Below are 22517 nucleotides of genomic sequence, written 5' to 3'. Positions count from 1 at the left end.
AAAGGGGTGGGCAGTGTCGGATGAATCCATTCGAGTGAGGATGTCCAACGAGGAGAATGCTCTCTCGATGGAGTCGATGACGCCCTTGCAACGGGCGGCATTGGCCATCAAGACCCTCCGGGCGCGCGTGGATGGATTGGAGCGCGCGCGCTCGGAGCCCATCGCCGTCATCGGCATGGGGTGCAGGTTCCCCGGTGGCGCGAACGACCCGCGCGCCTACTGGGAGCTGCTGCGCGGCGGCGTCGACGCAGTGAGCACCGTCCCGCCGGACCGCTGGGACGTGGACGCGTACTACGCGGCGGACCCGGACGCGGGCTGGAAGATGGTGGTCCGCGAGGGAGGGTTCCTCAACCAGCCCATCGCCGGCTTCGACAGCGAGTTCTTCGGCCTGTCGCCGCGCGAGGCGAACTACGTCGACCCGCAGCAGCGCTTGATGCTGGAGGTGTCGTGGGAGGCCCTGGAGGACGCCGGCATCGCCCCGGGCTCGCTGGTGGGCAGCGACACGGGCGTCTATGTCGGCTTCCTGAGCAGTGACTACGGGCGCGTTCCCTTCAACGCGGTGCAGACGCGGGACCTGCCATACATGGGGACCGGGAACGAGCTGAGCTTCTCCGCGGGTCGTGTGTCCTACGTGCTGGGCCTCCAGGGCCCGTCCATGGTGATCGCGACCGCGTGCTCGTCGGCGCTCGTCTCCGCCCACCTGGCCTGCCAGGCGCTGCGGCAGGGGGAGTGCTCGCTGGCGCTCGCGGGCGGAGTGAATGTGATTCTCCGGCCGGACAACAACATCGTCCTGTCGAAGATGCGGGCGCTGGCGCCGGATGGGCGCTCGAAGACGTTTGATGCGTCCGCCAATGGCTACGGACGCGGCGAGGGCTGCGGCGTCCTGGTGCTCAAGCGGCTCTCGGATGCGCAGCGGGACAAGGACCGCATCCTCGCCGTCATCCGTGGCTCCGCGGTGAATCATGACGGGCTCAGCGGCGGCCTGACGGTCCCCAACGGGCCCGCGCAGGAGAAGCTGCTGCGCAAGGCGCTGGAGTCCGCGAGCCTGGCCCCAGCGGACGTGAACTACATCGAGGCCCATGGCACGGGGACGCCGCTGGGTGACCCGATTGAGCTGCGGGCGCTGGACGCGGTGCTCCGGCACGGGCGCGGCGCGGACGCACCGTTGCTCGTCGGCTCCGCGAAGACGAACCTCGGGCACCTGGAGTCCGCCGCCGGCGCCGCGGGGATGATCAAGGTCGTGCTGTCGCTGGGGCAGGACGAGATTCCCCCGCACCTGCACTTCCGCACGCCCAACCCGGCCGTGGACTGGCAGCAGTTGCAGATCGCCATCCCCACGCAGGTGACGCCGTGGCCCAAGGGCGACAAGCCCCGCGTGGCCGGGGTCAGCGGCTTCGGGCTCAGCGGCGTCAACGCGCATGTCCTCATCGAAGAAGCTCCGCAAGCGCCCGCGCGGACGCCGGAGGCGACGCCGCGGCCGATGCACGTCCTGACGCTGTCCGCGCGCAACCCCCAGGCGCTGAACGAGCTGGCGCGGCGCCATGCGCAGGCGCTCGGCGGCCCGGGGCTCGCGTCACAGTCACTGGAGGACATCTGCTTCACCGCGAACACGGGGCGGGACGCGTTCCGGCACCGGCTCGCGGTGCTGGGGAGCTCACAGGAGGCCATGCAGGCGCAGTTGACGTCCTTCCTGGCCGGGCAGGCGTCATCGTCGGTGCTGCGCGGGAAGGCGGATGGGGAGCCTCGGCTGGCCTTCCTGTTCACCGGGCAGGGCGCGCAGTGGCTGGGCATGGGAGAGGAGCTCTTCCGCACCGAGCCCACCTTCCGCGAGGCGCTCCTGCGCTGTGACGCCGTGCTGAAGCCGTTGATGGGGCAGTCGCTCATCGACCTGCTGCATCCCTCCGAGCGCGACGCGCAGGCGCGAGCCCGGCTGGACGAGACGGGCTTCACCCAGCCCGCGCTGTTCGCGCTGGAGTACGCCCTGGCGCAGGTGTGGATGCAGTGGGGCCTTCGCCCGGACTTCGTGATGGGGCACTCGGTGGGTGAGTTCGTGGCGGCCTGCGTGGCCGGCGTCTTCACCCTGGAAGAAGGACTGGAGCTCATCGCCACGCGCGCCCGGCTGATGCAGTCCCTGCCCGCGGGCGGGGCGATGGCCGCCGTGTCCGCGGAGGCCGCGGAGGTGGAGGCGCTGCTCTCCCGGTACGACGGGCAGGTGTCCATCGCGGCGCTCAACGGCCCTCGCAACGTGGTGATTTCGGGGCGCGAGGCCGCCGTCAACGACTGCGTGGCCGAGCTGACGCGGAAGGGCAAGCGCGGCACGATGCTGCGCGTCTCGCACGCGTTCCACTCCGCGTTGATGGACCCCATCCTCGACGCGTTCTCCGTGGCGGTGGCGAAGGTGAAGCTCCAGCCTCCCGTCATCCCGCTGATTTCGAACCTGAGCGGGCGCGAGGCGGGGAAGGAACTCCTGACGCCCCGGTACTGGGTGCGGCATCTTCGTGAGCCGGTGATGTTCGCCCGGGGCATGCAGACGCTGGAGCAGGCTGGCGTGAAGGCCTTCCTGGAGGTCGGCCCGAAGCCCACGCTGGTGACCATGGGCCAGTCCTGCATCACGAAGGAGGACACGCTCTGGGTGGGCAGCCTGCGGCCGGAGCGCTCGGACTGGCAGCAGATGTTGGAGGGGCTCGCGGCCCTTTACGTCGCGGGCGTGCCGGTGGACTGGCGGGGTGTGGACCAGGGCCGCGAGCGCCACAAGGTCGCGCTGCCCGTCTATCCCTTCCAGCGGCGTAATCACTGGATGGACCTCAACGGGTCCACCTGGGACATCGCGGGCGGGAGCGCCGCGCCGGAGGCGGGGGCCACTCCAGGGCATCCTCTCCTGGGCCATCCGCATGCGTCGCCTTCACAGGTGCGGCAGTTCGAGTCCTCCGTGGCGGCCGCGAAGCCCGCCTTCCTCAAGGACCATGGCGTCTACGGACAGATTCTGATGCCGGGCGCGGCCTACGTGGAGATGGGGCTCGCCGCGGGAGCTTCGCTCTTCGGTTCGGCGGGCGGGACGGTGGATGAAATCACCTTCTCGCAGGCCCTCTTCCTTCCGGAGGAAGGGGCGCGCCGCGTGCACCTGCTCTACTCGCCGGAAGGCGAGCGCGCCGGGCGCTTCGAAATCCACAGCCAGGAGGAGCGCACGGGAGAGGGTGAGCCCGCGTGGATCCTCCATGCGCACGGAAGGCTCTCCGCGACGACGGCCGCCCAAGTGGAGCGCGTGGACGTGGAGCGTCTACGTGCCTCACTGACTCGCGAGGTGCCGGTGGAGGGCTACTACGCGAAGCTGGGGCAGGCGGGGCTCGCGTATGGCCCCAGCTTCCGAGGCATCCAGGCGCTCTGGCGGGGTGACAACGCGGTGCTGGGGCGCCTGGCCCTGTCAGGCAGCGCGGCGGCAGACGCGGGGCAGTACCAGCTTCAGCCCGCGCTCCTGGATGCGTGCTTCCAGATGGTGGGCGCGGTGCTCGACGAGGAGGGGGATGCCGCCTACCTCCCCGTGGGTGTCGGCAAGGTGCAGGTGCAGCGCGGCGGGCTGGGCGAGGTGTGGGCCCATGCGACGCTGGCGCGGAGCGATGACCCGAAGGGCCCTGGCTACGTGTGCGACCTCCAGTTGCTCACGGCGGATGGGGAGCGCGTGGCCACGGTGGAGAAGCTGCTGCTCCGGCGCATCACCCGGGAGGGGCTCCTGGGCGCGAAGAGCAAGCGCTACCAGAGCTGGCTGTACGAGCTGGAGTGGCAGCCTCGCCCGCTGGAGGCTCCAGCGGCGGAGGCGGCGCACGCTGCTGGGACACAGTGCCTCATCCTCGCTGACGCGGCGGGGCTGGGCGCGCGCCTGGCCGAGCGTCTGACGAAGCAGGGCTGGCAAGTGGTGACGGTGGCTGCCGGAGCGCGAGCCACGGTCGATGGTCGCGATTCGGCGCTCGCGCTCCTGGGCCCGTTGCGCCCGGAGGCGCTGCAAGGGCCGCTGCATGTGCTCGACTTGTGGAGCCTCGACGGTGGTGGAGACGACGTCCCCGCGCAGGCCCTTGGACACGGTGCGCGTGTGCTCGCGCTCGCCCAGGCGCTCGTCGAGGCCAAGGGAAAGAGCACCTCGCTCTGGCTGGTGACCCGCGGTGCGCAGGCGACCTCCGAGAAGGAGCGCATCACTGACCTTGCGAGTTCGGTCCTCTGGGGCCTGGGCAAGTCCATCACCCGCGAGCATCCGGACCTCCATTGCCGGCGCGTGGACCTGGACGCCAGCGCGTCCGAACACGAAGTCGCCCAGCTTCAGGCCGAACTGCTCGGTGCGAGCGCCGAGGACGAGCTCGCGTTTCGCGGAGCGACGCGTCGGGTGCCTCGGCTGGTGCGCAGCCGGAAGCTCCGTGGGGCGAACGGCGACGCCGCGCTGAAGCCGGACGCGAGCTATCTCGTCACGGGCGGCCTTGGCGGGCTGGGGCTCATCGTCGCGGAGCGGCTGGCGGAGCGTGGCGCCCGTCACCTGGTCCTGATGGGCCGGCGTGAGCCGGGGCCCGAGGCGCGAACTCGACTGGCGGCGCTGGAGCAACGCGGCGTCACCATCCACTGCGTGCAGGGCGACGTGGCCGTGGCCGCCGACGTGGAGCGCGTCCTCGCCGGGCTCTCAGGGAGTGTGCCGCCCCTGCGTGGTGTCATCCACTCCGCGGGTGTCATCGATGATGGCCTCTTCGTGCAGATGACGCCGGCGCGGCTGGCCAAGGCCTTCGCGCCCAAGGTCTCCGGTGGGTGGAACCTCCACCGCGCGTTGCGAGGCACGGCGTTGGACTTCTTCGTAGTGTTCTCCTCGGCGGCGTCGCTCATCGGCTCGGCGGGACAGGCCAACTACGTGGCCGCGAATGCGTTCCTGGATGCGCTGGCCCGCTCCCGCCAGGCCGAGGGGCTGCCCGCCCTGAGCCTCAACTGGGGCGCGTGGGCCGAGGTGGGCGCGGCGGCGGAGGAGCAGATTCGCCGCCGCATGGAGCAGCTCGGCTTCGGCGTGATTCCTCCGGAAGACGGGCTCCAGGTGTTCGAGCAGTCCCTGGGGCTGAGCGGTCAGCTCGGTGTCCTGCCCGTGGACTGGGCGGTGCTCGGGCGGCGCGGACGTGCGCCGCTGTTCGAGGCCTTCATCGAGAAGGCCAGCCCCGCGGCGAGCGAGGGGATTCGCCAGCGCCTGGAGCGGCTCGAGCTCAAGGAGCGGCGCGGCGCCTTGCGTGCGCACGTGGGTGAGCTGGTCAACGGCGTGCTGGGGCGTCCCACGACGGAGCCGCTGGACCCGAACCAGGGCTTCTTCGAGTTCGGCATGGACTCGCTGATGTCCGTGGAGCTGCGCAACGTCCTGCAGCGGAGCCTGGGCACCTCGCTGCCCGCGACGGTGGCCTTCGACAACCCCACCGTCAACGGGCTGGTGGACTACCTGGCGGCCGAGGTCCTGGGCCTGAAGGAAGAAGCGGCCGCGCCCGTGGAGGAGGCCCCCGAGGACGCGGAGCTGGAGGCCCTCCTGGCGGACGTGGACAGCCTGGACGATGACGCCGTCCAGGCCATGCTGCGTCGGGGCCGCTGAGCGGCTACGGCTGCCGGGGCCTCGCGTCGTAGACGAGGTCGGCGATGGCGGAGATCGTCTGGAGGTTTTCGACCTTCAGCGACTCCGAGGGAATGGTGATGCCGTACTTCTTCTGGACGAAGCCCATCATCCGGGCGGTCTCCAGCGAGTTCAGCACGCCGAGCTCCAGCAGGGGCGTGGAGGAGTCGAGGTCCTCCGCGTCCCCGTCCAGGAGTTCCTCCGCGACATAGCGGGTCAGGTCATCGAGCAGGTCGTCTCTGTTCATGGCGCTGGGGTTGCTCCGACTGCGAGTTCGGCATGGACGGCCTGAACCACCTGGGCCGTCAGCTCGTTGAGAAAGAAGTGGCCGCCTGGAAACATCTTCATCGAGAAGGCCTTCTGGGTCTGCAGTCGCCACGCGTCGAGCGCGGCTTCCGAGACGCGAGGGTCGCGCGTGCCACCGAAGGCACACAGCCGCACCGGAAGCGGAGGCTCCTCCTGGTAGGAGTAGCCCTCTGAAATCTTCAGGTCGGCGCGCAGGATGGGGAGGATGAGGTCCAGAACCTCCGGCTGCGCCAGGACCTGCCGCGGAATGCCGTCGTAGCGGGCGGACAGCTCGCGGATGAAGTCGTCTCGCCGCAGCCCGCTCAGTGGCGGAAGTCCGCTGCGTCGGGAGGGTGCCTCCGAGCCGGAGACGAGCAGTGTGCCAGGCAGCGGCAGTCCGCGGCGGCGGAGCTCGCGCGTCAGCTCGAAGGCGATGAGCGCGCCCAGGCTGTGGCCGAAGAAGGCAAAGGGGCTGTCGAAGAGCGGCGACAGCTCCCGCACGAGCGCGTCCAGGAGCCGCGGGAGCTCTTCGATGGACGGCTCATGCAGTCGGCTCTCCCGGCCGGGCGGCTGCACGGCGCACACCTCGAGGTCCGCCTCCGGGAGCAGGTCCGACCAACGGAAGTAGGGGAGACTGCCCGCGCCCGCATAGGGGAAGCAGAACAGCCGGAGACGAGGCGAGGTCTGGGGCTTGCGGCGGACGAGCCAGGGAGACTCGGCCACCGCGATGCTGGATTCAGGATTCATTGACGATGGAGGGGGCAACGGACAGAGGACCTATTTCCGGCAGCTGGCGCGGACTCCGCGGGCCGTCGCCGCGAGGGTCTCGATTCCCAGCGCGAGCCAGTCCGCGCCGTCGCGTGAGAACCGCTCGGCCAGCTCGGCGTCCACCACGGGGCCCCGTCGTGAGCCTGGGCGAAGCTGCTGGAGGAAGTTCTCCCGGGCGGTGACGGAGTTCCGCGCGGTGCGCTCCGCGAGCTTGCGCCCGCTGGCGAACACCTCCGACAGGTTGGGGTCGCGCAGGTTGGACGGCGAGCCCTCGGTCGACTCGCGGCAGCGCCGCGCGAAGTCCGCCGCCGTGTGCTTGGAGGGCGAGGCCAGCAGCACGCGCTCCAGCACGGAGGCCTCCGGCCCGGGCGCGTCGAACTTCGCCGTGTCCCCCTCCGCCTCGCAGGCACCCATGACCTCCAGGGCCACTTCGGGCGCCAGCGCTTGTGGGCAGCCCCCGAGCTGTCGCAGCTCCCGCCGGCAGGCCTCCACGTCCACGGGCGGAAGCGGCAGGGCGGCGATGAGGGAGAACAGCGAGTGCAGCACGGGGAGCTTCGCCGTCTCCGAGCCCGGCAGCGCCTTCAGGACGCGCTGCACGGAGTCCCAGGGCCGGGGGCTCCCGGGCGGGTAGAGCTTGAGGGAGCCCTGCTGGAGGAAGCTCAGCCAGCCCTCCGCGAAGGACTGGGCGCGCTTGCGGCTCTCCGGCGAGGCGATGCGAGAGGCCTCGTCATACACCGCGAGGAAGTACTCGAGGCAGATGGCCTTGCGCAGCCGGATGATGCGCTCTCCCTCCGTGGTGGCCAGCGACGCGGGCGGCGTCGAGGACAACCCCAGCAGCTCGAGCTCCTCCGCGCTCAACCACAGGCGCCCCCGGTCGAGGTCCGCCTGGAGGTCCACCCCATCGTCGAACATCTGGAGTCCCACGGCGGAGAGCTTCGCGATGCGCCGCACCGTGGCCTCGTCCACGTCCGCGAGCTGGAGGCGCTGCGCCATGTAGGCGCCCGGCACGGCCTTCAGGTACCAGAGGGAGAACAGCTCGCGCGAGGTGAGCGGGCGGCCCTGCGCCAGCGCGTCCCGCTCCGCGGCGAAGGCGCGAAGCTGCTCCACGAGCCTCCGCTGGCCGTCCATGAGCGGGGGCGCGGCGGCCATGAACTCGCGTAGCGCCACGATGGCGTCCAGGTCCTCGGTGAGGACGGTGGCGTCGTCGAGGACCGCGTACCCGCTGGCGCGGGCGGCCTCCTCGATGCGGCGGACGCCGAACCCGTAGTACGTCCAGAGGCGGGCTTCGGACTCCGTGGCGGCAATCTGTGGCAGGTAGCCCAGCACATCCGCTTCGAGGAGCCAGCGCCGCATCGCGGCGAGCGAGAGGTCGCTCAGTGGGTTGCCCTGCAGGTCGACAGCGCTTTTCATGTCACGGCTCCTCGGGAGATTCCGGAGGGTGCCAGGATAGTGGGAGGGGCTGCGTGCTCCAGAATGCCTTACATCGGTTCCGCGAGGCACACTGCGCAGGTTGGAAAGCGGGTCACCGCGCAACGCGAACAGAAACGTGGTGAAGCGGTCCAGGTGGACGCCCACGGGGCTGTGCTCGTAGGTCCCATGGAACAGCGTGGTGATGCCGCCCGTCACGGGCATGCCCACGCGCTGCCACAGGCTCGAGAAGATGGTCCGGCGGTGGCACGAGCTCAAGCGCGCAGGCGCTGCCCCTCCGGGCCCAGATGACGCGCAGGACCTGCTGTGCGCCCTTGCGTGGCCGGCGCCAGCGTCACCAGCGAATGGATTAGCAGCCGGTCGCGACCGCGCGGTCGTCATGAGAGGGGCTATAAGAAGGATTTGGAGAGCAGCGTCTCAGCGGCCTGTTCACACGGCAAGAGACCGGAGCAACCCGATGGTAAGCGCCCCAGCCTACGACCACCGCCTGCTGCTCAGCCGTGGCCGCACCTTCCATTTCGCCGCGGCGCCTCCGCCCGACCTGCGCCTGCGGGTCGCCGAGCGAGATCCGCGCGTCGCCGTGAATGCCGTCCTGGCCAATGCGATGGAAGGCGATTTCGGTCACTTCGCTCGGCTCGTGCAAGAGTGGCGCCCTCTGGTGCGTACTGCCGCGTGATCATGACGACGACGCCTTCGAAGCGCTGGTCATGCAGCGCTACCTGGACCTCTGTGAAAAGGTCGCCGAGCCGGGGCGCGCCAGCGTCTGGGAAGGCGAGCCGCTGTCGCTCACCAGAATCGCCGAGAAGGCCCGCGCCCGCATCGAAGGCGGTGAGGACACCGAGGAGGTCGCGATCGCCCGTGCCTGGCTCGAAGCCGCCACCGGCGAGGCTCTGTCCCACTGGTATCGAGAGCACCTGTTGACCAACCTGAGCGCTGGCGCATCGCTGGATACCCTGATCGCCTCCGGTGCGTTGCAGCGCTTCGAGCCCGCCAGCCGTTACTTCTTCGGCCACAAGATTCCTGATTGAAGATGGCTGCGTCCTTGTTTGTGTCGAGGCGGCCGGGATGGCCAGACGATTCGCGAGGCGCGGTAGTCCATGGGCGGGGTGGGCGCAAGAGTTCAGAATGCTTGGTGCCAGACGGGCCAATGGCTATACTCGCGGTTCCCATCAACACGCCAAGCAAGCACCCATGACGACCCAGAAATTCCATGTTGCGCAGCTGGCGATTTCGCTGGCACGCGAACCCCTTGACCACCCCCTGATGCAAGACTTTGTCGCGCAGCTCCGGCCGGTGAATGAGCTGGCGGACCGCTCACCTGGATTTGTCTGGAGGCTGCAGACGGGCGACGGCGATGCCACGGGAGTCCGTGGGTTCGACAACCCGCTGATCCTGCTGAACATGTCGACGTGGGAGTCGGTCGAGTCGCTCTTCGACTTCGTCTACAAGAGCGAGCATGTGGTGCCCTTCCGCAGCCGCCGGAAGTGGTTCCTTCCCGTCGAGGGACCGCCGTATGTGCTCTGGTGGGTGCCCGTCGGCCATATTCCCACGGTCGCGGAGGCCAAGGAGCGGCTCGAACTGCTCGCGAGCGAGGGCCCTTCGTCCCGTGCGTTCGACTTCAGGCGCCGCTTTCCGCCCCCGGGTGAAGCGCATGCGCCGGTGGAGCCCCAAGGCAAGCGCGCGTCAGGTCAGGTCTGACGCCAGGCCACCCTCCAGCGGAGCCCATGAACCATGACTGGCATCGTCGAACTCAGTCGAACGGAAGTCATTGAATTCCACCGTGTCCTCGAAGCGTGGCTTCGGGGGACGGGCCCCGCCGCCGCGTCTGGAACGGACCGGATGGCGAACGCCTTCGCGCCGGACTGCACGCTGTATGCTCCAAGCGGCATGGCCGAAAAGAAGCCGGTGTTGCTGGAGCGACTCTCAAAGGCCCGCGGCGCGCAGCCGGACATGAAGATCACCATTGATGATTTCGCTCCGGTGTGGGCCCGGGATGAGGTCGCCCTGGTGCGGTACGTGGAGTGGCGCGAGGCGGGCGGGCAGAAGACGGGCAGGTACGCCACGGTGCTGTTCCAGGCGGCCCCGGCCGCGCCCGGTGGTGTGGTGTGGCTGCACATCCATGAAACCTGGATGGCGAACCACGGCCCCAGGTAGCGAGCGCGGCACGCCCCCTGAGAGGAATCACACGTGAGACTGAGCACGCTCGCCGACTTCGACCTGCACTACACCTGGATGGAGTACCTGGACTTCGGCAGTGGAGGCCAGTACCTCGCCATCGTCGACGGGGCCCTCACCGGCGAGCGGCTCGCGGGCCCGGTGCGCTTCTTGAACACGCCGGTGAAGCGGCCTGACAACGTGAACCTGCCCGCGCTGCGAGGCGTGCTCACCACCCCGTCGGGGGGCAAAGTCTACCTGGAGCTGAATGGCGTCTCGCTGCTCCGAGCCCGCGACCAGGCTCGCGTCTGCACCGCGTCCGTGATGTTCCGCAGCAACAGCGCGGAGCATGCCTGGCTGAACGACGCCTTCGGCCTCCTGGAGGGTGTCCTGGATGCCTCCAACCGGGCGCGCGGACGGATCCACCTGTGTGAGAACACCATCGGCCTGGATGAGCCCGGGGGGCCGGCCCGCTGACGGGCGCGCCGAGGCTCACGCCGTCCGGTGCTGGCGTCCCGGCCGGAGCTCCGCGTCGAGCTCGGTGCCCAGCCGCCGCACCAGGCTCGGGAGGCGCTCGATGTCGGCCACCGTGGTGTTGTTGTTCACGATGCAGACGCGCAGCGCGGCCTGGCCCTCCACGTCCGTATGTGAGGGATAGGCTGCCCCGCCGCGCTGCAGCCGCTTGAGCAGCGCCTTGTTCAGGGTGTTGAGGTAGTCGCGGTGCGCCTCCGCCTGGGGCTCGAGGTCCGCCGGGATGAAGCGGAACGTGGTGATGCTCAATCCGTGGGTCAGCGGCTCCAGCTCGGGCTCGGCCTCGACACAGGCGTAGAGCCGGCGCGCGAGCCGGATGTCGTCGCCAATCATCCGCGCGTAGCCCGCCCGTCCCTCGTGTTGCAGGCACAAGCGCACCTTGAGGGCGCGCAGGCTGCGGGTGGTCTGCGGCCCCAGGTCCCGGAGCTGGAGCGTCTCCGGGCCTCCCAGCAGGAGCTGCTCGTCGCTGTCCGCGTAGTAGGAGGCGCCCTGGTGGAAGGTGTCATACAGCACGCGCCGGTCTCGCGTGAGCAGACACCCGACATCCGCGGGCAGGTACATCCACTTGTGCGGGTCGACGACCAGCGAGTCCGCGAGCCGGAGGGCCTGCAGCTCCAGGGGCGCGTCGGGTGACAGCACGGCCAGCGCTCCGTACGCGCCGTCCACGTGGAACCACAGCCCCACCTCCTGGCAGAGGGCGGCGATGTCGGGCAGCGGATCCACCGCGCCCGTGCCCGTGGTCCCCGCGGTCGCGGCGACCATGAAGGGCCGCAGCCCCGCCTTCCTGTCAGCGGCGAGCCGCTGCGCCAGGCTGCTGAAGCGCATCCGACCGCTTCGGTCGGTGTCGACCTTGCGCACCGCGTTCGACCCGAGGCCGCAGAGGTTGGCGGCGGACACGATGCTCGTGTGGGACTCGGCGCTGGCATAGAGGCACAGGGGCGCGCCCGCGGGCCCCCGCACGCCTTCCGCGCGAACGTCCCAGCCAGCCTTGACGTGCAACGCCGCGCGCATGGCGACCAGGTTGGCCAGGGAGCCGCCGCCGAGGAACAGCCCGCCACAGTCCGTGGGGAAGCCGACGAGCCGCGCGAGCCAACGCACCGTCTGCGCCTCCAGCGACACGGTGATGGCGCACGTCGGGTAGCTGGTGACGGGCGGGTTGATGACGGACGCGAGCAGGTCCGCCAGGGCGCCCAGCGGGCTCGGTGAGCCCATGATGTAGGCCCAGAAGCGAGGATGCGCCGTGGAGACGGCGTGCTCACGCAGCAGCGTGAAGGCCCGCTCCAGCGCCTCGCCGGGCGCCATTCCCTGCTCCGGGAAGGCGTCCGCGTCCAGGAGCGCGCGGATGCGAGGCGCCGAGTCCTCGGCCCGGACGGGCTGGTCCGGCAGCGCGGTCAGGAAATCACCCAGCTGGTCCACCAGCCGGTGCCCCAGCTCCCGGAACTCGGCCGCGGACATTCCCGCGGCTTGGGAGCGCCCCTTGGCATTGGCGCCCTCAGTCATCGGCGCGTTCCGTCTCTTCCCGGGCCAGCTCCGCGGCGACGGCGTTGGCCCCCGCGGTGATGAACGTCTCCAGGTCGGACGTCGGCAGGTGCTGCTTCATCACCTGGACGAGCCGCGCCTTGGCCTTGTCGTCCAGCGTGCTCTTTCCCTGGGCGAGCTCACGGACCGTCTTCCGGTAGAGGCGCAGGTAGCGGCGCTGGGCCTCCAGGCTGGCCTTGGAGGCGCTGGGCGCGCCGTGCCCTGTGAATAGCAGCGCGTCCTTGGAGAGCTTCGCCTCCAGCCGGTCCAGGTTCTTCAGCCACAGGGCGGAGTGGCCGTCATTCATGAAGGAGTGGACGCCGCCGAAGACGATGTCCCCCACGAAGGCCACGGACGCGGCGCGGCCGACGACCCAGTAGCTGTCCCAGTGGGACTCGCCTTCCCCCAGCTCCCCGACGGTGAACGGGACGCCGTCGAAGTGCAGCGTCTGCCCCTCCTTGACGAGCTGGTTGGGGAAGCGCCGCGTGGCGGGCCAGTCCTCGCCGAAGACGGGCTTCCACTGCTTCTCCTTGGCGTCGTCGATGCGGCGGATGACCGCGTCCACGCCCTGGGTCGCAATCATGGGCACGTCCAGGCCCCGGGTGATTTCGGCCGCGCCGTTGTAGTGGTCCGGGTGCCCGTGGGTGACGATGAGGCCCACCAGCGGCTTGCCCGTCGCCTCGACGCGCGCCCGCACGCCCTTGGCGTCGGAGACGCGCATCATCGCGTCGATGACGACCACGGACCTGGTGGTCTCCACGATGAAGGCGTTGGTGAACAGCCCCTCGCTCCCCGAGTTGTGGACGTGGACCTTGAACTCATCCGCGGAGTGGGGGACGGGACGCTCGCGCTGCTTTGGTTTCACGGATTCACCGAGGAGAAGAAGGCTGGGAGTCCGCGAGCTCCCGCATGAGCGCGGAGAGCCCCGGGGCGGGCTCGGGGGAGACACGGGCCTGGCACAGCAGCGCGCTCAGCCGGGGCAGGTCCCTGGCCACGACGCCGGGGAAGACGTGGTGCTCCCGGTGCAGCGTGCGCGGCAGCCCGCTGATGAGGAGCGCTGGCAGCAGCCCCAGCCGGGTGGAGCGCGCGTTCACATTGAGGTCGCCCTCCTCGCGGGTCCACCGGTGCTCCGTGAGGTCCATGAGCGTGAGGATCATGGGGTACACGGTGTACATGGGCAGCAGCCACAGGAGCAGGAAGGGGCGCCAGAGGCCGAAGTACGCCACCGCGCCCAGCGCGACGGCGAAGAAGAGCAGCTTGATGCGCCGCTCGCGCTCCATCTCCGCGTCGTCCCGGAACGGGAGGAGCAGCGCCCGCAGGTGGTTGTCCCGCCACTTGACGGTGTGGTTCCCCTGGGGCGGCACGTAGTCCTGACGGCCCTTGAAGAACTCGAGGACGCTCAGGAGCCCCGCCTTCACGCACGTCCAGAGCAGGCGCCCCGGCGAATAGGGGCGCTGGGTGTCCCCCCGCAGGTGCCTGCCCAGCCAGTTGGGGTCCTCCGGGGTGAACAGGTGCCGGTGGTGCAGCATGTGCACCCGCCGCCACTGGACGAAGGACCAGGCCTCCGGGTGGTGGAACATCACCAGGTTCGAGAACACCGTGCCGACAATGGCATTGGCCTTGTGGGAGCGAAAGAGGCCGTAGTGGCTCGCGTCGTGGTTCAGGATGTAGAGCGAGTGCTGCCGCCCCGCGATGACGACGATGGCAAGCAGCGTGACGAGGGGATGTTGGAACCAGGCCTCGGCGGCGAAGGCCAGGGCAATCCCAGCATAGACTTCCAGATAAAGCAGTACGCTGCGCCAGGGCCGAGCCTTGTGCAGCGCTCGGACCTGCTGCCAGACGTCCTTGGGGAGCAGATGACTGGCCTGCGCCCCCAGCTCGGGCCAGCCCGGACGCGCCACGGGCGCGGGAGCGGGCTCCCCGGAGATGGGATTCGGTTGACTCATTCCGTCAATTCCTTGGCACGGCGCCCCCGCGCCTAGAGCTTCTCACCCCGAGCGCGGGCCTCGCGGCGCAAGGCCACGCTCGTACCATGAACGCCCCAGTTCTCCGGATCGATTTCCTGGATGACAATGAACGTGGTCGCGGGGTCCTTGCCGAGCACATCCACGAAGACCTTCGTGATGCGCTGGATGAGCTCCAGCTTCTGCTCCGCGGCAAGCCTATCTCCAGTGAGCTGGACATTGACGTATGGCAATTTTGAGCCCTCGGCGTGGCCGCCCTGCTGGGACACGGGGCGGCCAGGAATGACAGTCGGTACGCGTCGATTCGAGCGTGAGCGCCACGGCGCCCGGCATCAAGGGACGACGTGCGAGCCGCGGTACGGCCCGACGGTGGACTCCTTGAGGCCCTTGAGGTGGGGGTAGAGCCTGTCAATCACGGCCCCCGCGGTGTCCAGGCGGAGCAGGATGCCCAGCACGATGTCGGGCATGACGGCCGGGTTGCGCTCCAGGAGCGGCAGGATGATCTCCCCCATCCAGGCGTTGGCGTGCTCCACGTCGACCGTGGTGTGCTCCAGCAGGTACTCCAGCGGCTTGTCGCCCACGCCCAGCCGCCGCCAGCCTTCAATCTGCCATTCGAAGCGCCCGGGAATCATCGTCTCCGTCGCGAGCAGCGCGCCCAGGATCTCCGTCAGACGCGAGCGGTTCGTGGCCATGCTCATGTACATGTTGACGAGCGCCAGCTCCTCCCGCACCAGCAGGTCGAACTGGTGGGTGTAGACATCCTTCGGGAGGTCCAGGAACTCCATCAACCGGAAGCGCATGTTCCGGTGGACGCGCTCGTCCTGTGCGTGGCCGACCTCATCCCAGAAGTTCTTGGCCAGCTCGAGCTTGATGCCGCCATAGACGCCCGGCATCATCAACGCGATGATGTCACCGAAGAGCGATTCGAGCGGCGTCTCCTGGAGGATGAACTCCCGCATCTGCTCGAAGGTGGCCTGGTCACGCAGGAACGCGAAGATGGGGTGCGTGACGTTGGATGGATGAGATTGGACGCGCTGCGTAACCCAGTCGCGAAACTGTGACGCGGGAGGCAACGCGGCAAGGATGGGGGCGTATTTCTTCCGCGAGGCCTGGTGCCAACACTTCTCCAGGATGCTCTTCATCTGGCCAAATAGCGGATCGCCCACGTTCAGGCGCTCGACGGACCACGGGGCGGTGAGCAGCGCCATGTTGATGGCGTAGAGCACCCGGTGCGCCTCGGTCAGCGCCGCGTCGTCTCCCTCCTGGAAGGCGCCGCGCGCCAGGAGCTCCACCTGCTCTCGCAGCTGGTTCCGGGCCCCCACGGCCATGCTGTCCATGTCATGGGAATAGAGCCACGTCTTGACTTCCAAATGGAGATTCTGAAGATTGGTTTGACCCGACATTTGGCATTCCTCGAGCTGATGAGGTCCAGGGATGATGAAGCGCCCGCTGCCAGCCCCCATCCGGCAGTAATCAGCGAGGCCGCGGCCGGGTGTATCAAACTAGACATACTCAGGATAGTGACAATTTTGACTCCCAGAGAACTGGAACATTTCCAAGACACGGCTTCTCGAAGCATCTTCATGGGTCACTGCGTCATGGACCACTGCGTCATGGACCGGTGTGGTCTCCGATGGCGCGCGGCCATACTCCCCGGGTGGTAGGTCCCCTGTCTTTCCAGCACGGCGTCGAGATGCGAGCCTGCGCGTGAATGCCCATGCTCACGCCGTTGGAGAGTCCCGTTGATGCCCTCTGTTGGGTGGCGCCGCCCGCGGAGAACCCCGAGCTGACCTCCGAAGACCCGCTCGCGCTCGACTATGTCTCGCAGCAGGTGGGGCTCTGGGGGTTGCCCACGCTGACGACGCGCTCCAGCAGGGCCCAGGCCTACGCCATGGTGCTCTATGGATTGCAACTCGTGGAGCGGGCCATCGAGCACCATTCCTACCCCGCGACGGACGAGGTGCGGCGCGAGCTCTTCGAGCGCTGGGAGCGCTTCTGGGCCCTGGCCACGCTGGAGTTCAGAGAAGGCCAGCTTCCTCGGGGCGATTGGGATTCCATGCGGGGCGTGCGAGGTGCCCGCAATGCGTGGCGCTCCGGAGCGTCGAGCCTGCCACTCGACTTCCAGCTCATCTCCCGTCAGCAGGAGCTGGGAAACCTGGGTGCCTACCTGGCGCCGCTGCGGCGCTCCGGGCTCGTCATCGAGGGCTCCCTGCGGCCGGGCCCGGGCGCGCTGGCGCTCATCGATGCGTTCTGGGACGAACCCTCGGAGAACAGACACTGGGGGCGATACGAGGAGTACGCGCTGCAGGCGTTGGACAGGAAGTCGCCGCACATCGCGCGGACCCATGGGCGGCTGACGCTGGCTCAGGTGGGGCGGTTCAGCCGCCTGACCTCCCTGGTCGAGCGGGAGCGCACCGCGCAGCAGCACCGGTTGTTCGAGGCCCTCTTTGTACATGCACGGGACCCGCACTCGTTCGCGATGAGCCAGTTGGTCGAGTCGGCCGCGAAGGCCGGGCTCTCTGCTCCGCGAGACATCCTTGATGCGGCGCTGGCGGGCCGGTTGGGGCAGCTCTCAGATGAGCTCCTGGCGCTCCTGCTGACGGCGCGTCGCTTCGGTGAGGTGATGCAGGAGCTCGTCGGGGCCTTCGACCGGGTCTATGCCTGTCTGGATGGCGCCGGCTGGGTCGCCCCCCGCGAGCGCATCGGGCGCGAGGCCCTCGATGCGCGGACGCTCGAGTCGCTGAAGGGCGCATGCGCGGCGCTGCTGTCCTCACCGAGCGTCGGCGCGATCCGGCGCCTGCCCATGCATGGCGCCGCCTTTCTGAGATTGGTCGAGGCGCTGGTGGAGGGGGATTCGCTCGCGGCGCTCGACCTGCTGCTGGCCTATCACTCCGATGTCCAGCGCGAGCGGCGCCGCGGCGAAGGCTGGATTCGCAACGAGGCCGGCAAGCTCGTGCTCGTCGTCACGTCGTACACCGCGCGTCCGGAGGCGGCCCGCTTCCCGGCGTTCAAGCTGGATGTGGTCCGCACGTTGCTGACTGACCTGGGACGGCTGCCCATGAACCGGGAGCTGGATGCTCCGGAAGGTGCCTCATGATGCTCGAATCCCGGAGGCTCATCGAGCAGGTCCTCGTCTCCGAGCAGCCCTGCCTGGGAGCCGTCTTCTGCTCCTACACGTTCGACCCTTCCTACTTCGAGGACCGCATCCTGCGTGCGTTGCTGCGCTTGCAAGGGGACCCGGAGGAGGAGGCTGTCCGCTACCACGAAGAGGCCCGCGCGGCGCTCCGCGAGACACCGGTGGCCTGCTTCGTCGACGCCCATGTCCGCCGGGGTGGCCGTCGCCTGCCGTATGACCTCCAGCTCATCCGGGAGCGGACTTTCCACCCAAAGGTCATCCTGGTGCTGTACGACAAGGAGGCGCGCGTCGCCGTGGGCTCGGGCAATGCCACCAGGCCGGGCCACGAGCAGAACGCCGAGCTCTTCTTCACGCGCACGTTGCGCTACGACGTCCCCGTCGACGCGGCGTTCCTCCGGACGGTGGACGGGTTCCTCCGGAGCTGCGCGGCGCTCGCGACCCACCCGGGGACCCAGTTGACGCTGGTCCGCTCCGCGCTCGTATCGAGAATCGCCGGCACGCCGCCCCCCAGCGGCCACGCGCCGACGGAGGCGCTCTTCGTGGACACCTTCAGCGCGTCCATGCTGGACCAGTTGAGCGAGGCGCTCCCCGAGGACGCGCGAGTCACTCGCGTGGGCATCCTGTCCCCGTTCTTCGAACAGGATGACCTCGACATCGCGAATGACACGAAGGGGCTTTCGTCGGTGCTCTCCAAGCTGCTCGCGCTTCGCCCAGGGAGTCCGCCTCCGCTGGACCTTGGCGTGCCCTGGGAGGACGCACCCCTCGCCCCTCCCATTCGCGGGGCACTGCCCGTGCTCGCGGAGGGCGAAGGGCGGCTGTGGGCCTCGCGCTATCGCGAGGAGGTCGACGGCGAGCGCATCGAGCGCCTGGAGTACTTCGGGCTCAAGCGCGTCACGGCGAAACGTGTGGAGGTCCAGCTCGGCTCCGGGCGGCCCGGGCGGCACGAGCGCGAGGCGTTCGAGCATGAAATCGCCGAGGGGCGAATGTGGCCCGTGGAGCCCCCGACGGTCCATGCGCCGAGGCGAATCCTCGAGCGCATCGTCCGCGAGCACGAGGTCCACCTCTGGCTCCATCCGACGGCGACGCTGACACCCTCCGGGCGCGCGAGCCGCCGCCCCCTGCATGCCAAGCTCTTCCTTCTCACGGTGACGAGCGCAGGCAGGACGCTGACCTATGCGCTCGTCGGGTCCGCCAACGCCTCCGACGCCGCGCTCTCGTCTGGGGTGGAGCAGGGGGGCAATGTCGAGGCGGGCGTCCTGCTCTGCCTGGACGGAGAGGTGCGCCTGCCGGAGCTGCTGCCTTCGCTGGTGTGCGCGCCCTTCGAGTCGGCGCGCTTCGAGGAGCGCGAGGCGCCCGCGGCCGACATCGACTTCTCGGCGTGGCTCGAGGACGTCGTCCATGACGCGGCCGCCCGCACGTTGACCGTCACCTGGAGTCAGCAGGGGCCAGCGGGCCTGGGGGCCTGGTCCTGGTGGTACCTGGACCGGGAGCTCGCGAAGGGCGTGGGGCCGGGCGCGGCTCCGGTGGTGCTCTCCGACTTCGACCTGGCCGCGGCGGGCGCCGAGCTGGAGTACCGCGCGGCGGGGCGGAAGTGGCTGGTCCCCATCCGCGTCGCGGACCTCGCGATGCTGCCCACGAGTGCCCACCTGGCGGGACTGGGCGTCCGGGAGTTGCTGGCGCTGCTGGGCCGGCGCGTGGGCGCGGAGCGGCTGTCGACCCTGCGCGAACAGCGAGGCGTGGCGGGGGTCGACTCCGTCCTGGACACGGTGTTTGGAGAGGGCTTTGGCCCCACGGATGTCTTCAAGGCCTGGTGGGGGCTGAAGGAGGACCTGCTCGCCGCGACGACGGTCTCCGCGCTCCGTTATCGGCTGCTGGGACCGACGGGGGCCCGGACGCTCTGGGAGCGCCTGCGCGACCTGCCTCGGGACTCCGTGTCCGATGACGAGATCTGGGTCTACGGCTGCGAGCTGCTGCGCGAGCTGGAGCAGTTCGTGTTGCCAGAGAGCGCCGATTTGGAGTCGAAGCAGGCGCTGCTCGCGGAGCTGCGGACCCTGCTGCGCGCGGACCTGACGCGGTTGCGGCCGCGAGGTGCCGGGTGGCTGGACGGTGTGGTGCGGTTCTACGGGCTCGAGGGCACCCATGGAAAGACGTGAGCGGACCTGGTTGCGGGGCTTCCTTCGCCTGGATGCAAGGGCCGATTCAACGGTGCCCCTGCGTGACATCGAGCGACAGGAGGACACCGTCCTCCGCGCGCTGGAGCTGTTCGACGACCAGCCAGGCGTCGTGCTCGCGGACGAAGTGGGGATGGGGAAGACGTATGAGGCGCTCGGCGTCCTGGCGGCCCGGCTGCATCTGATGCCGGAGGCCCGGGCGCTGATTCTCACCCCGGGGCCCGACCTCAATATGAAGTGGGCCAAGGAGCTGCGCGCCTTCAGTGACGTCAGCCGCCCCATGTACCGGGGCTTCGCCGGGCAATCCAAGGCCGCGAGCACCCTGGCCGAGCTCGTCGCGACCGCCCGCGAGACGCGAATCACCATCGCGCCCGTGAACATCTTCGCGGGGAGTCGCTCCCTGGCGGACCAGGCCTGGCTGCTGTCGTTGTGGGCGGATGCACAGGGCCTCGCCGGCAATCAGGTGGCGGCCATCTTCCGTCGCTACCGGGAGGGCGCGGTGGCGCGTGTGGACATCGAGCAGCAGCCGTTCCTCGATACCTTCGAGTGGTCGGTCATCAGGCCCCATGTCCGGGCGACGCTGAGACGGCACAAACAGGGGGCGGGAGACGGCTCACTCGACGCGCTCTGGAAGCGCGAGGCCTACGATGGCTTCGCGAACCAGCGGCGGGTTGATGACGCGCTGATGGACCTGCGCTTCCGTCTGGTGGGGCAGCTCATCCCCGACTTCGACCTGCTCATCGTCGACGAGGCCCACAGGCTGAAGAACGTGGACTCCGTGCGGGCCACCGGGGTGCGCACCATCTTCGAGGGGCGCTTCGACAAGGCCTTGTTCCTCACTGCCACGCCGTTCCAACTCGCCGTCGACGAGCTGAAGCAGGTGCTCTCACTCTTCGCCCTGGCCCGGTCCGCGCCTGCCGACCTGCTGGAGCAGGCCCAGCGCTTGTTGGACGACGTGGGGGACTACAAGCAGGCCTATGGCGAACTCGAGCGTGTCTGGTCGCAAGCGGACGAGGCCGCCATCTCGGACTTCGGCGCGTTGTTCTCCAGGGACCCTCGGCTCGAGGAGGAGCCGGCGGATGCCTCGCTGCGGGCGGTGGTGCGGTGCGCGCGCCGGCTCTTGGCCCTGAAGTCGGAGCGCATCGAGCCAGGCTTCCGGCGATGGATGATTCGGAGCCTCCGGGAGGACAAGCGCGTCTACCGCAGGAGCCACCGCCCCAGGCTGCGCGCCCAGGGAGGGGAGGGCGTTCCCTTCATGCTCTACGAGCGGTTCATCGCGGAGCTCTTCCGGGAGAAGAGCCGCACCCACAAGGCGGCGGTGCAGATCAACATGGTCTCTTCCTATGGGGCCGCGCGTGAGGGGGCGCTGCTCTCCGGGGAGCGGCAGGCACTGCTCGGCGGCGACACCGAGGCCTACCGCGGCCTCTTGCGGAGCGTGTTGGGGGCGCTGAGCGGGGAGCAGGGGGGCCACCCGAAGGTGGACCACGTCGTGCAGGACGCGCTGGAGGCCGTCGCCCGCGACGAGAAGACGCTCATCTTCTGCGCCCGCATCGAGACGCTCCACGAGCTGAAGCGGAGAATCGAGGCGGAGTGGGAGAAGCTGCTGCTGGAGCGATGGAGGAAGGTGTATCCGGCCGCGAGCCACGGCGACATCTTCGAGCACGAGGTGGACGGCAAGCGGGTGGATGGGCATCACTCGCGCCTGCGAGACCGGTTCGGCCGCGCCCAGGATGCGCTCTATCTCGCGCTGCGGGAGCGGTACGTCGGAACGCTGTTGGAGGGCGTGTCGGTAGAGGGGGCCCACCTCGAGCGCGTCATCGCGCGGGCGAACGAGCTTCTGCGCCAGCAGCGCGTCTCGAAGACGCAAGCGGAGCGGATGGACTGGTCCCTGGTCAAGCGCTGTGTCGAGCAGGCCGTGGCCCTCTTCGTGCGAGACGGCGTGTTGGCGGGGGATGTCGACCCGGAGGTGCTGCGGCGCCTGACGGACGCGCGCTTCGTGGCGCTCGGCTTCGACCTGGTCGCCGACGACGTCGAGGACTCCGCCGAGGGAGACAGGACGCCGTCCTGGTCGATTGGCGCCGGGGACGCGGCGCTCGTGCTTCGCCGCGAGCATCTCTGGTCCTATCTCAAGGCCCCCTTGCTCGAGGTGCCTCCCGAGCTGCGGGTCCGCACCGTTGAGCGGCTCGCCAGCTATCTCGTCGCGCGCAACGTCCCGTTCCTCCCGGACCTGCTGGCCTTCGCCAGGGAGCAGGGCGTTGACGTGGAGGCGGTGGAGTCCCGGGCGCTGTCGCCAGTGGTGGACCGCTTCTGGACCACGCCTCGGGGACGGCCCTGGTTCGAGTTGCTGAAGCGCTTCCTGGCCTATGCGGGGAAGCTCGACGAGGAGCGGCGGCGCGAGGTGCTCGATGACGCTGTTCGCGCGGGTGCGCTTGTCCGTCACACCGTGGAGGGTGTGAGCCGGGAGCGGCTCCGTGAGGCGTTCAACACGCCCCTGTACCCGATGGTGCTCGTGGCCAACGAGGTCATGCAGGAGGGGCTGGACCTGCATCACCATTGCCGCCGGGTGGTTCACCACGACCTGGCGTGGAACCCCGCGCAGCTCGAGCAGCGCGTGGGGCGCGTCGACCGGCTGGGATCGCTCGTCCAGCGGTTGCGGGCGCGACAGCCGGACACCACCCTGGATGTTCACCTGCCGTTGATTGCCAACACCATCGACGAGCGTCTTGAGCGAACAGTCCGGCTGCGTGAGCGCTGGCTGGAGTTCCTCCTGGGCTCGGCGCCCCGCATCGAGGAATACGGTCTGGCGGACGAGCCACCGAAGCCGTTGCCAGAGGCCTTCGCGCAGGCGCTCCGCGTGGAGCTGGGGCCCGTCGCGAAGGCTCGTCCTCCAAGCGCGGGCTGATTCAAGGCGGAGCCTTTCCTGTGGACGCCGCGAGGGCCTGCCGGAG

The 22517-nt window shown here is 69.3% G+C and carries 17 protein-coding genes and 1 pseudogene; 9 read left to right on the top strand and 9 right to left on the bottom strand.

Annotated features, from left to right (window positions below):
* The first annotated feature begins 67 nt into the window (after positions 1 to 67).
* On the top strand, positions 68 to 5596 hold the full coding sequence (locus tag HV826_RS00780; RefSeq protein ID WP_255216983.1) for a type I polyketide synthase: 5529 nt from the start codon (positions 68 to 70) through the stop codon (positions 5594 to 5596).
* A 4-nt stretch (positions 5597 to 5600) separates the two neighbouring features.
* Here HV826_RS00780 and HV826_RS00775 read toward each other — a convergent pair whose 3' ends face one another.
* From HV826_RS00775 to HV826_RS37950, 4 genes and pseudogenes are all read right to left on the bottom strand, one after another.
* Positions 5601 to 5861, bottom strand: a complete 261-nt coding sequence (locus HV826_RS00775; RefSeq protein ID WP_176415085.1) for an acyl carrier protein — start codon at positions 5859 to 5861, stop codon at positions 5601 to 5603.
* Positions 5858 to 6646 carry a thioesterase II family protein gene (locus tag HV826_RS00770; RefSeq protein ID WP_176415084.1) on the bottom strand — a complete coding sequence of 263 codons (789 nt, stop codon included), beginning with the start codon at positions 6644 to 6646 and terminating at the stop codon, positions 5858 to 5860. The genes HV826_RS00775 and HV826_RS00770 overlap by 4 nt, the downstream gene beginning before the upstream one ends.
* A gap of 30 nt (positions 6647 to 6676) precedes the next feature.
* On the bottom strand, positions 6677 to 8077 hold the full coding sequence (locus HV826_RS00765; protein ID WP_255216982.1) for a hypothetical protein: 1401 nt from the start codon (positions 8075 to 8077) through the stop codon (positions 6677 to 6679).
* A gap of 114 nt (positions 8078 to 8191) precedes the next feature.
* Positions 8192 to 8335 (bottom strand): annotated as a pseudogene (locus HV826_RS37950) (cupin); the annotation flags it as partial.
* Positions 8336 to 8552: 217 nt separating this feature from the next.
* Between HV826_RS37950 and HV826_RS00760 the strand changes: the two are divergent.
* The 5 genes from HV826_RS00760 (at position 8553) to HV826_RS00740 (ending at position 10726) form a co-directional block, all read left to right on the top strand.
* Complete coding sequence (locus HV826_RS00760) at positions 8553 to 8771, top strand: hypothetical protein (RefSeq protein ID WP_176415083.1); 219 nt, start codon at positions 8553 to 8555, stop codon at positions 8769 to 8771.
* A 31-nt stretch (positions 8772 to 8802) separates the two neighbouring features.
* Positions 8803 to 9123: a hypothetical protein gene (locus HV826_RS00755; protein ID WP_176415082.1), complete on the top strand. Its 321-nt coding sequence runs from the start codon at positions 8803 to 8805 to the stop codon at positions 9121 to 9123.
* A gap of 163 nt (positions 9124 to 9286) precedes the next feature.
* Positions 9287 to 9793 carry a DUF3291 domain-containing protein gene (locus HV826_RS00750; protein ID WP_176415081.1) on the top strand — a complete coding sequence of 169 codons (507 nt, stop codon included), beginning with the start codon at positions 9287 to 9289 and terminating at the stop codon, positions 9791 to 9793.
* 33 nt (positions 9794 to 9826) lie between these two features.
* Entirely contained in the window at positions 9827 to 10249 is a 423-nt protein-coding gene (locus HV826_RS00745; protein WP_176415080.1) for a DUF4440 domain-containing protein, read from the top strand.
* Between the two features lie 33 nt (positions 10250 to 10282).
* Positions 10283 to 10726, top strand: a complete 444-nt coding sequence (locus HV826_RS00740) for a hypothetical protein (protein WP_176415079.1) — start codon at positions 10283 to 10285, stop codon at positions 10724 to 10726.
* 15 nt (positions 10727 to 10741) lie between these two features.
* On the opposite strand, the gene HV826_RS00735 is transcribed toward HV826_RS00740, so the two are convergent.
* The 5 genes from HV826_RS00735 to HV826_RS00715 form a co-directional block, all read right to left on the bottom strand.
* The gene (locus HV826_RS00735) at positions 10742 to 12280 is read right to left on the bottom strand and encodes an aminotransferase class V-fold PLP-dependent enzyme (protein ID WP_176415078.1); all 1539 of its coding nucleotides are present in this window, start codon (positions 12278 to 12280) and stop codon (positions 10742 to 10744) included.
* Entirely contained in the window at positions 12273 to 13163 is an 891-nt protein-coding gene (locus HV826_RS00730) for an MBL fold metallo-hydrolase (protein ID WP_176415077.1), read from the bottom strand. The genes HV826_RS00735 and HV826_RS00730 overlap by 8 nt, the downstream gene beginning before the upstream one ends.
* Positions 13164 to 13167: 4 nt before the next feature.
* Positions 13168 to 14244, bottom strand: coding sequence for a fatty acid desaturase (locus HV826_RS00725; protein ID WP_176415076.1), 1077 nt, complete (start codon positions 14242 to 14244; stop codon positions 13168 to 13170).
* Between the two features lie 32 nt (positions 14245 to 14276).
* Positions 14277 to 14495, bottom strand: a complete 219-nt coding sequence (locus HV826_RS00720; RefSeq protein WP_140792773.1) for a 4-oxalocrotonate tautomerase family protein — start codon at positions 14493 to 14495, stop codon at positions 14277 to 14279.
* 99 nt (positions 14496 to 14594) lie between these two features.
* Complete coding sequence (locus HV826_RS00715) at positions 14595 to 15632, bottom strand: iron-containing redox enzyme family protein (RefSeq protein ID WP_176415075.1); 1038 nt, start codon at positions 15630 to 15632, stop codon at positions 14595 to 14597.
* 347 nt (positions 15633 to 15979) lie between these two features.
* Between HV826_RS00715 and HV826_RS00710 the strand changes: the two genes are divergently transcribed.
* The 3 genes from HV826_RS00710 to HV826_RS00700 are packed head-to-tail and all read left to right on the top strand — an operon-like array spanning position 15980 to position 22471.
* A complete protein-coding gene (locus tag HV826_RS00710) occupies positions 15980 to 17359 on the top strand; it encodes a hypothetical protein (RefSeq protein ID WP_255216981.1) in 1380 nt (459 codons plus the stop codon).
* Positions 17356 to 19551: a hypothetical protein gene (locus HV826_RS00705; protein WP_255216980.1), complete on the top strand. Its 2196-nt coding sequence runs from the start codon at positions 17356 to 17358 to the stop codon at positions 19549 to 19551. Before HV826_RS00710 ends, HV826_RS00705 begins: the two co-directional genes overlap by 4 nt.
* On the top strand, positions 19538 to 22471 hold the full coding sequence (locus tag HV826_RS00700) for a helicase-related protein (RefSeq protein WP_255216979.1): 2934 nt from the start codon (positions 19538 to 19540) through the stop codon (positions 22469 to 22471). Before HV826_RS00705 ends, HV826_RS00700 begins: the two co-directional genes overlap by 14 nt.
* The last annotated feature ends 46 nt before the right edge of the window (positions 22472 to 22517 follow it).

It is taken from the genome of Myxococcus sp. AM010 (assembly GCF_013372585.1).
Taxonomy (GTDB): Bacteria; Myxococcota; Myxococcia; order Myxococcales; family Myxococcaceae; genus Myxococcus; species Myxococcus vastator.
The sequence above is the reverse complement of the archived record's forward strand: the minus strand, read 5'-3'. Positions and strand labels throughout refer to the sequence as shown.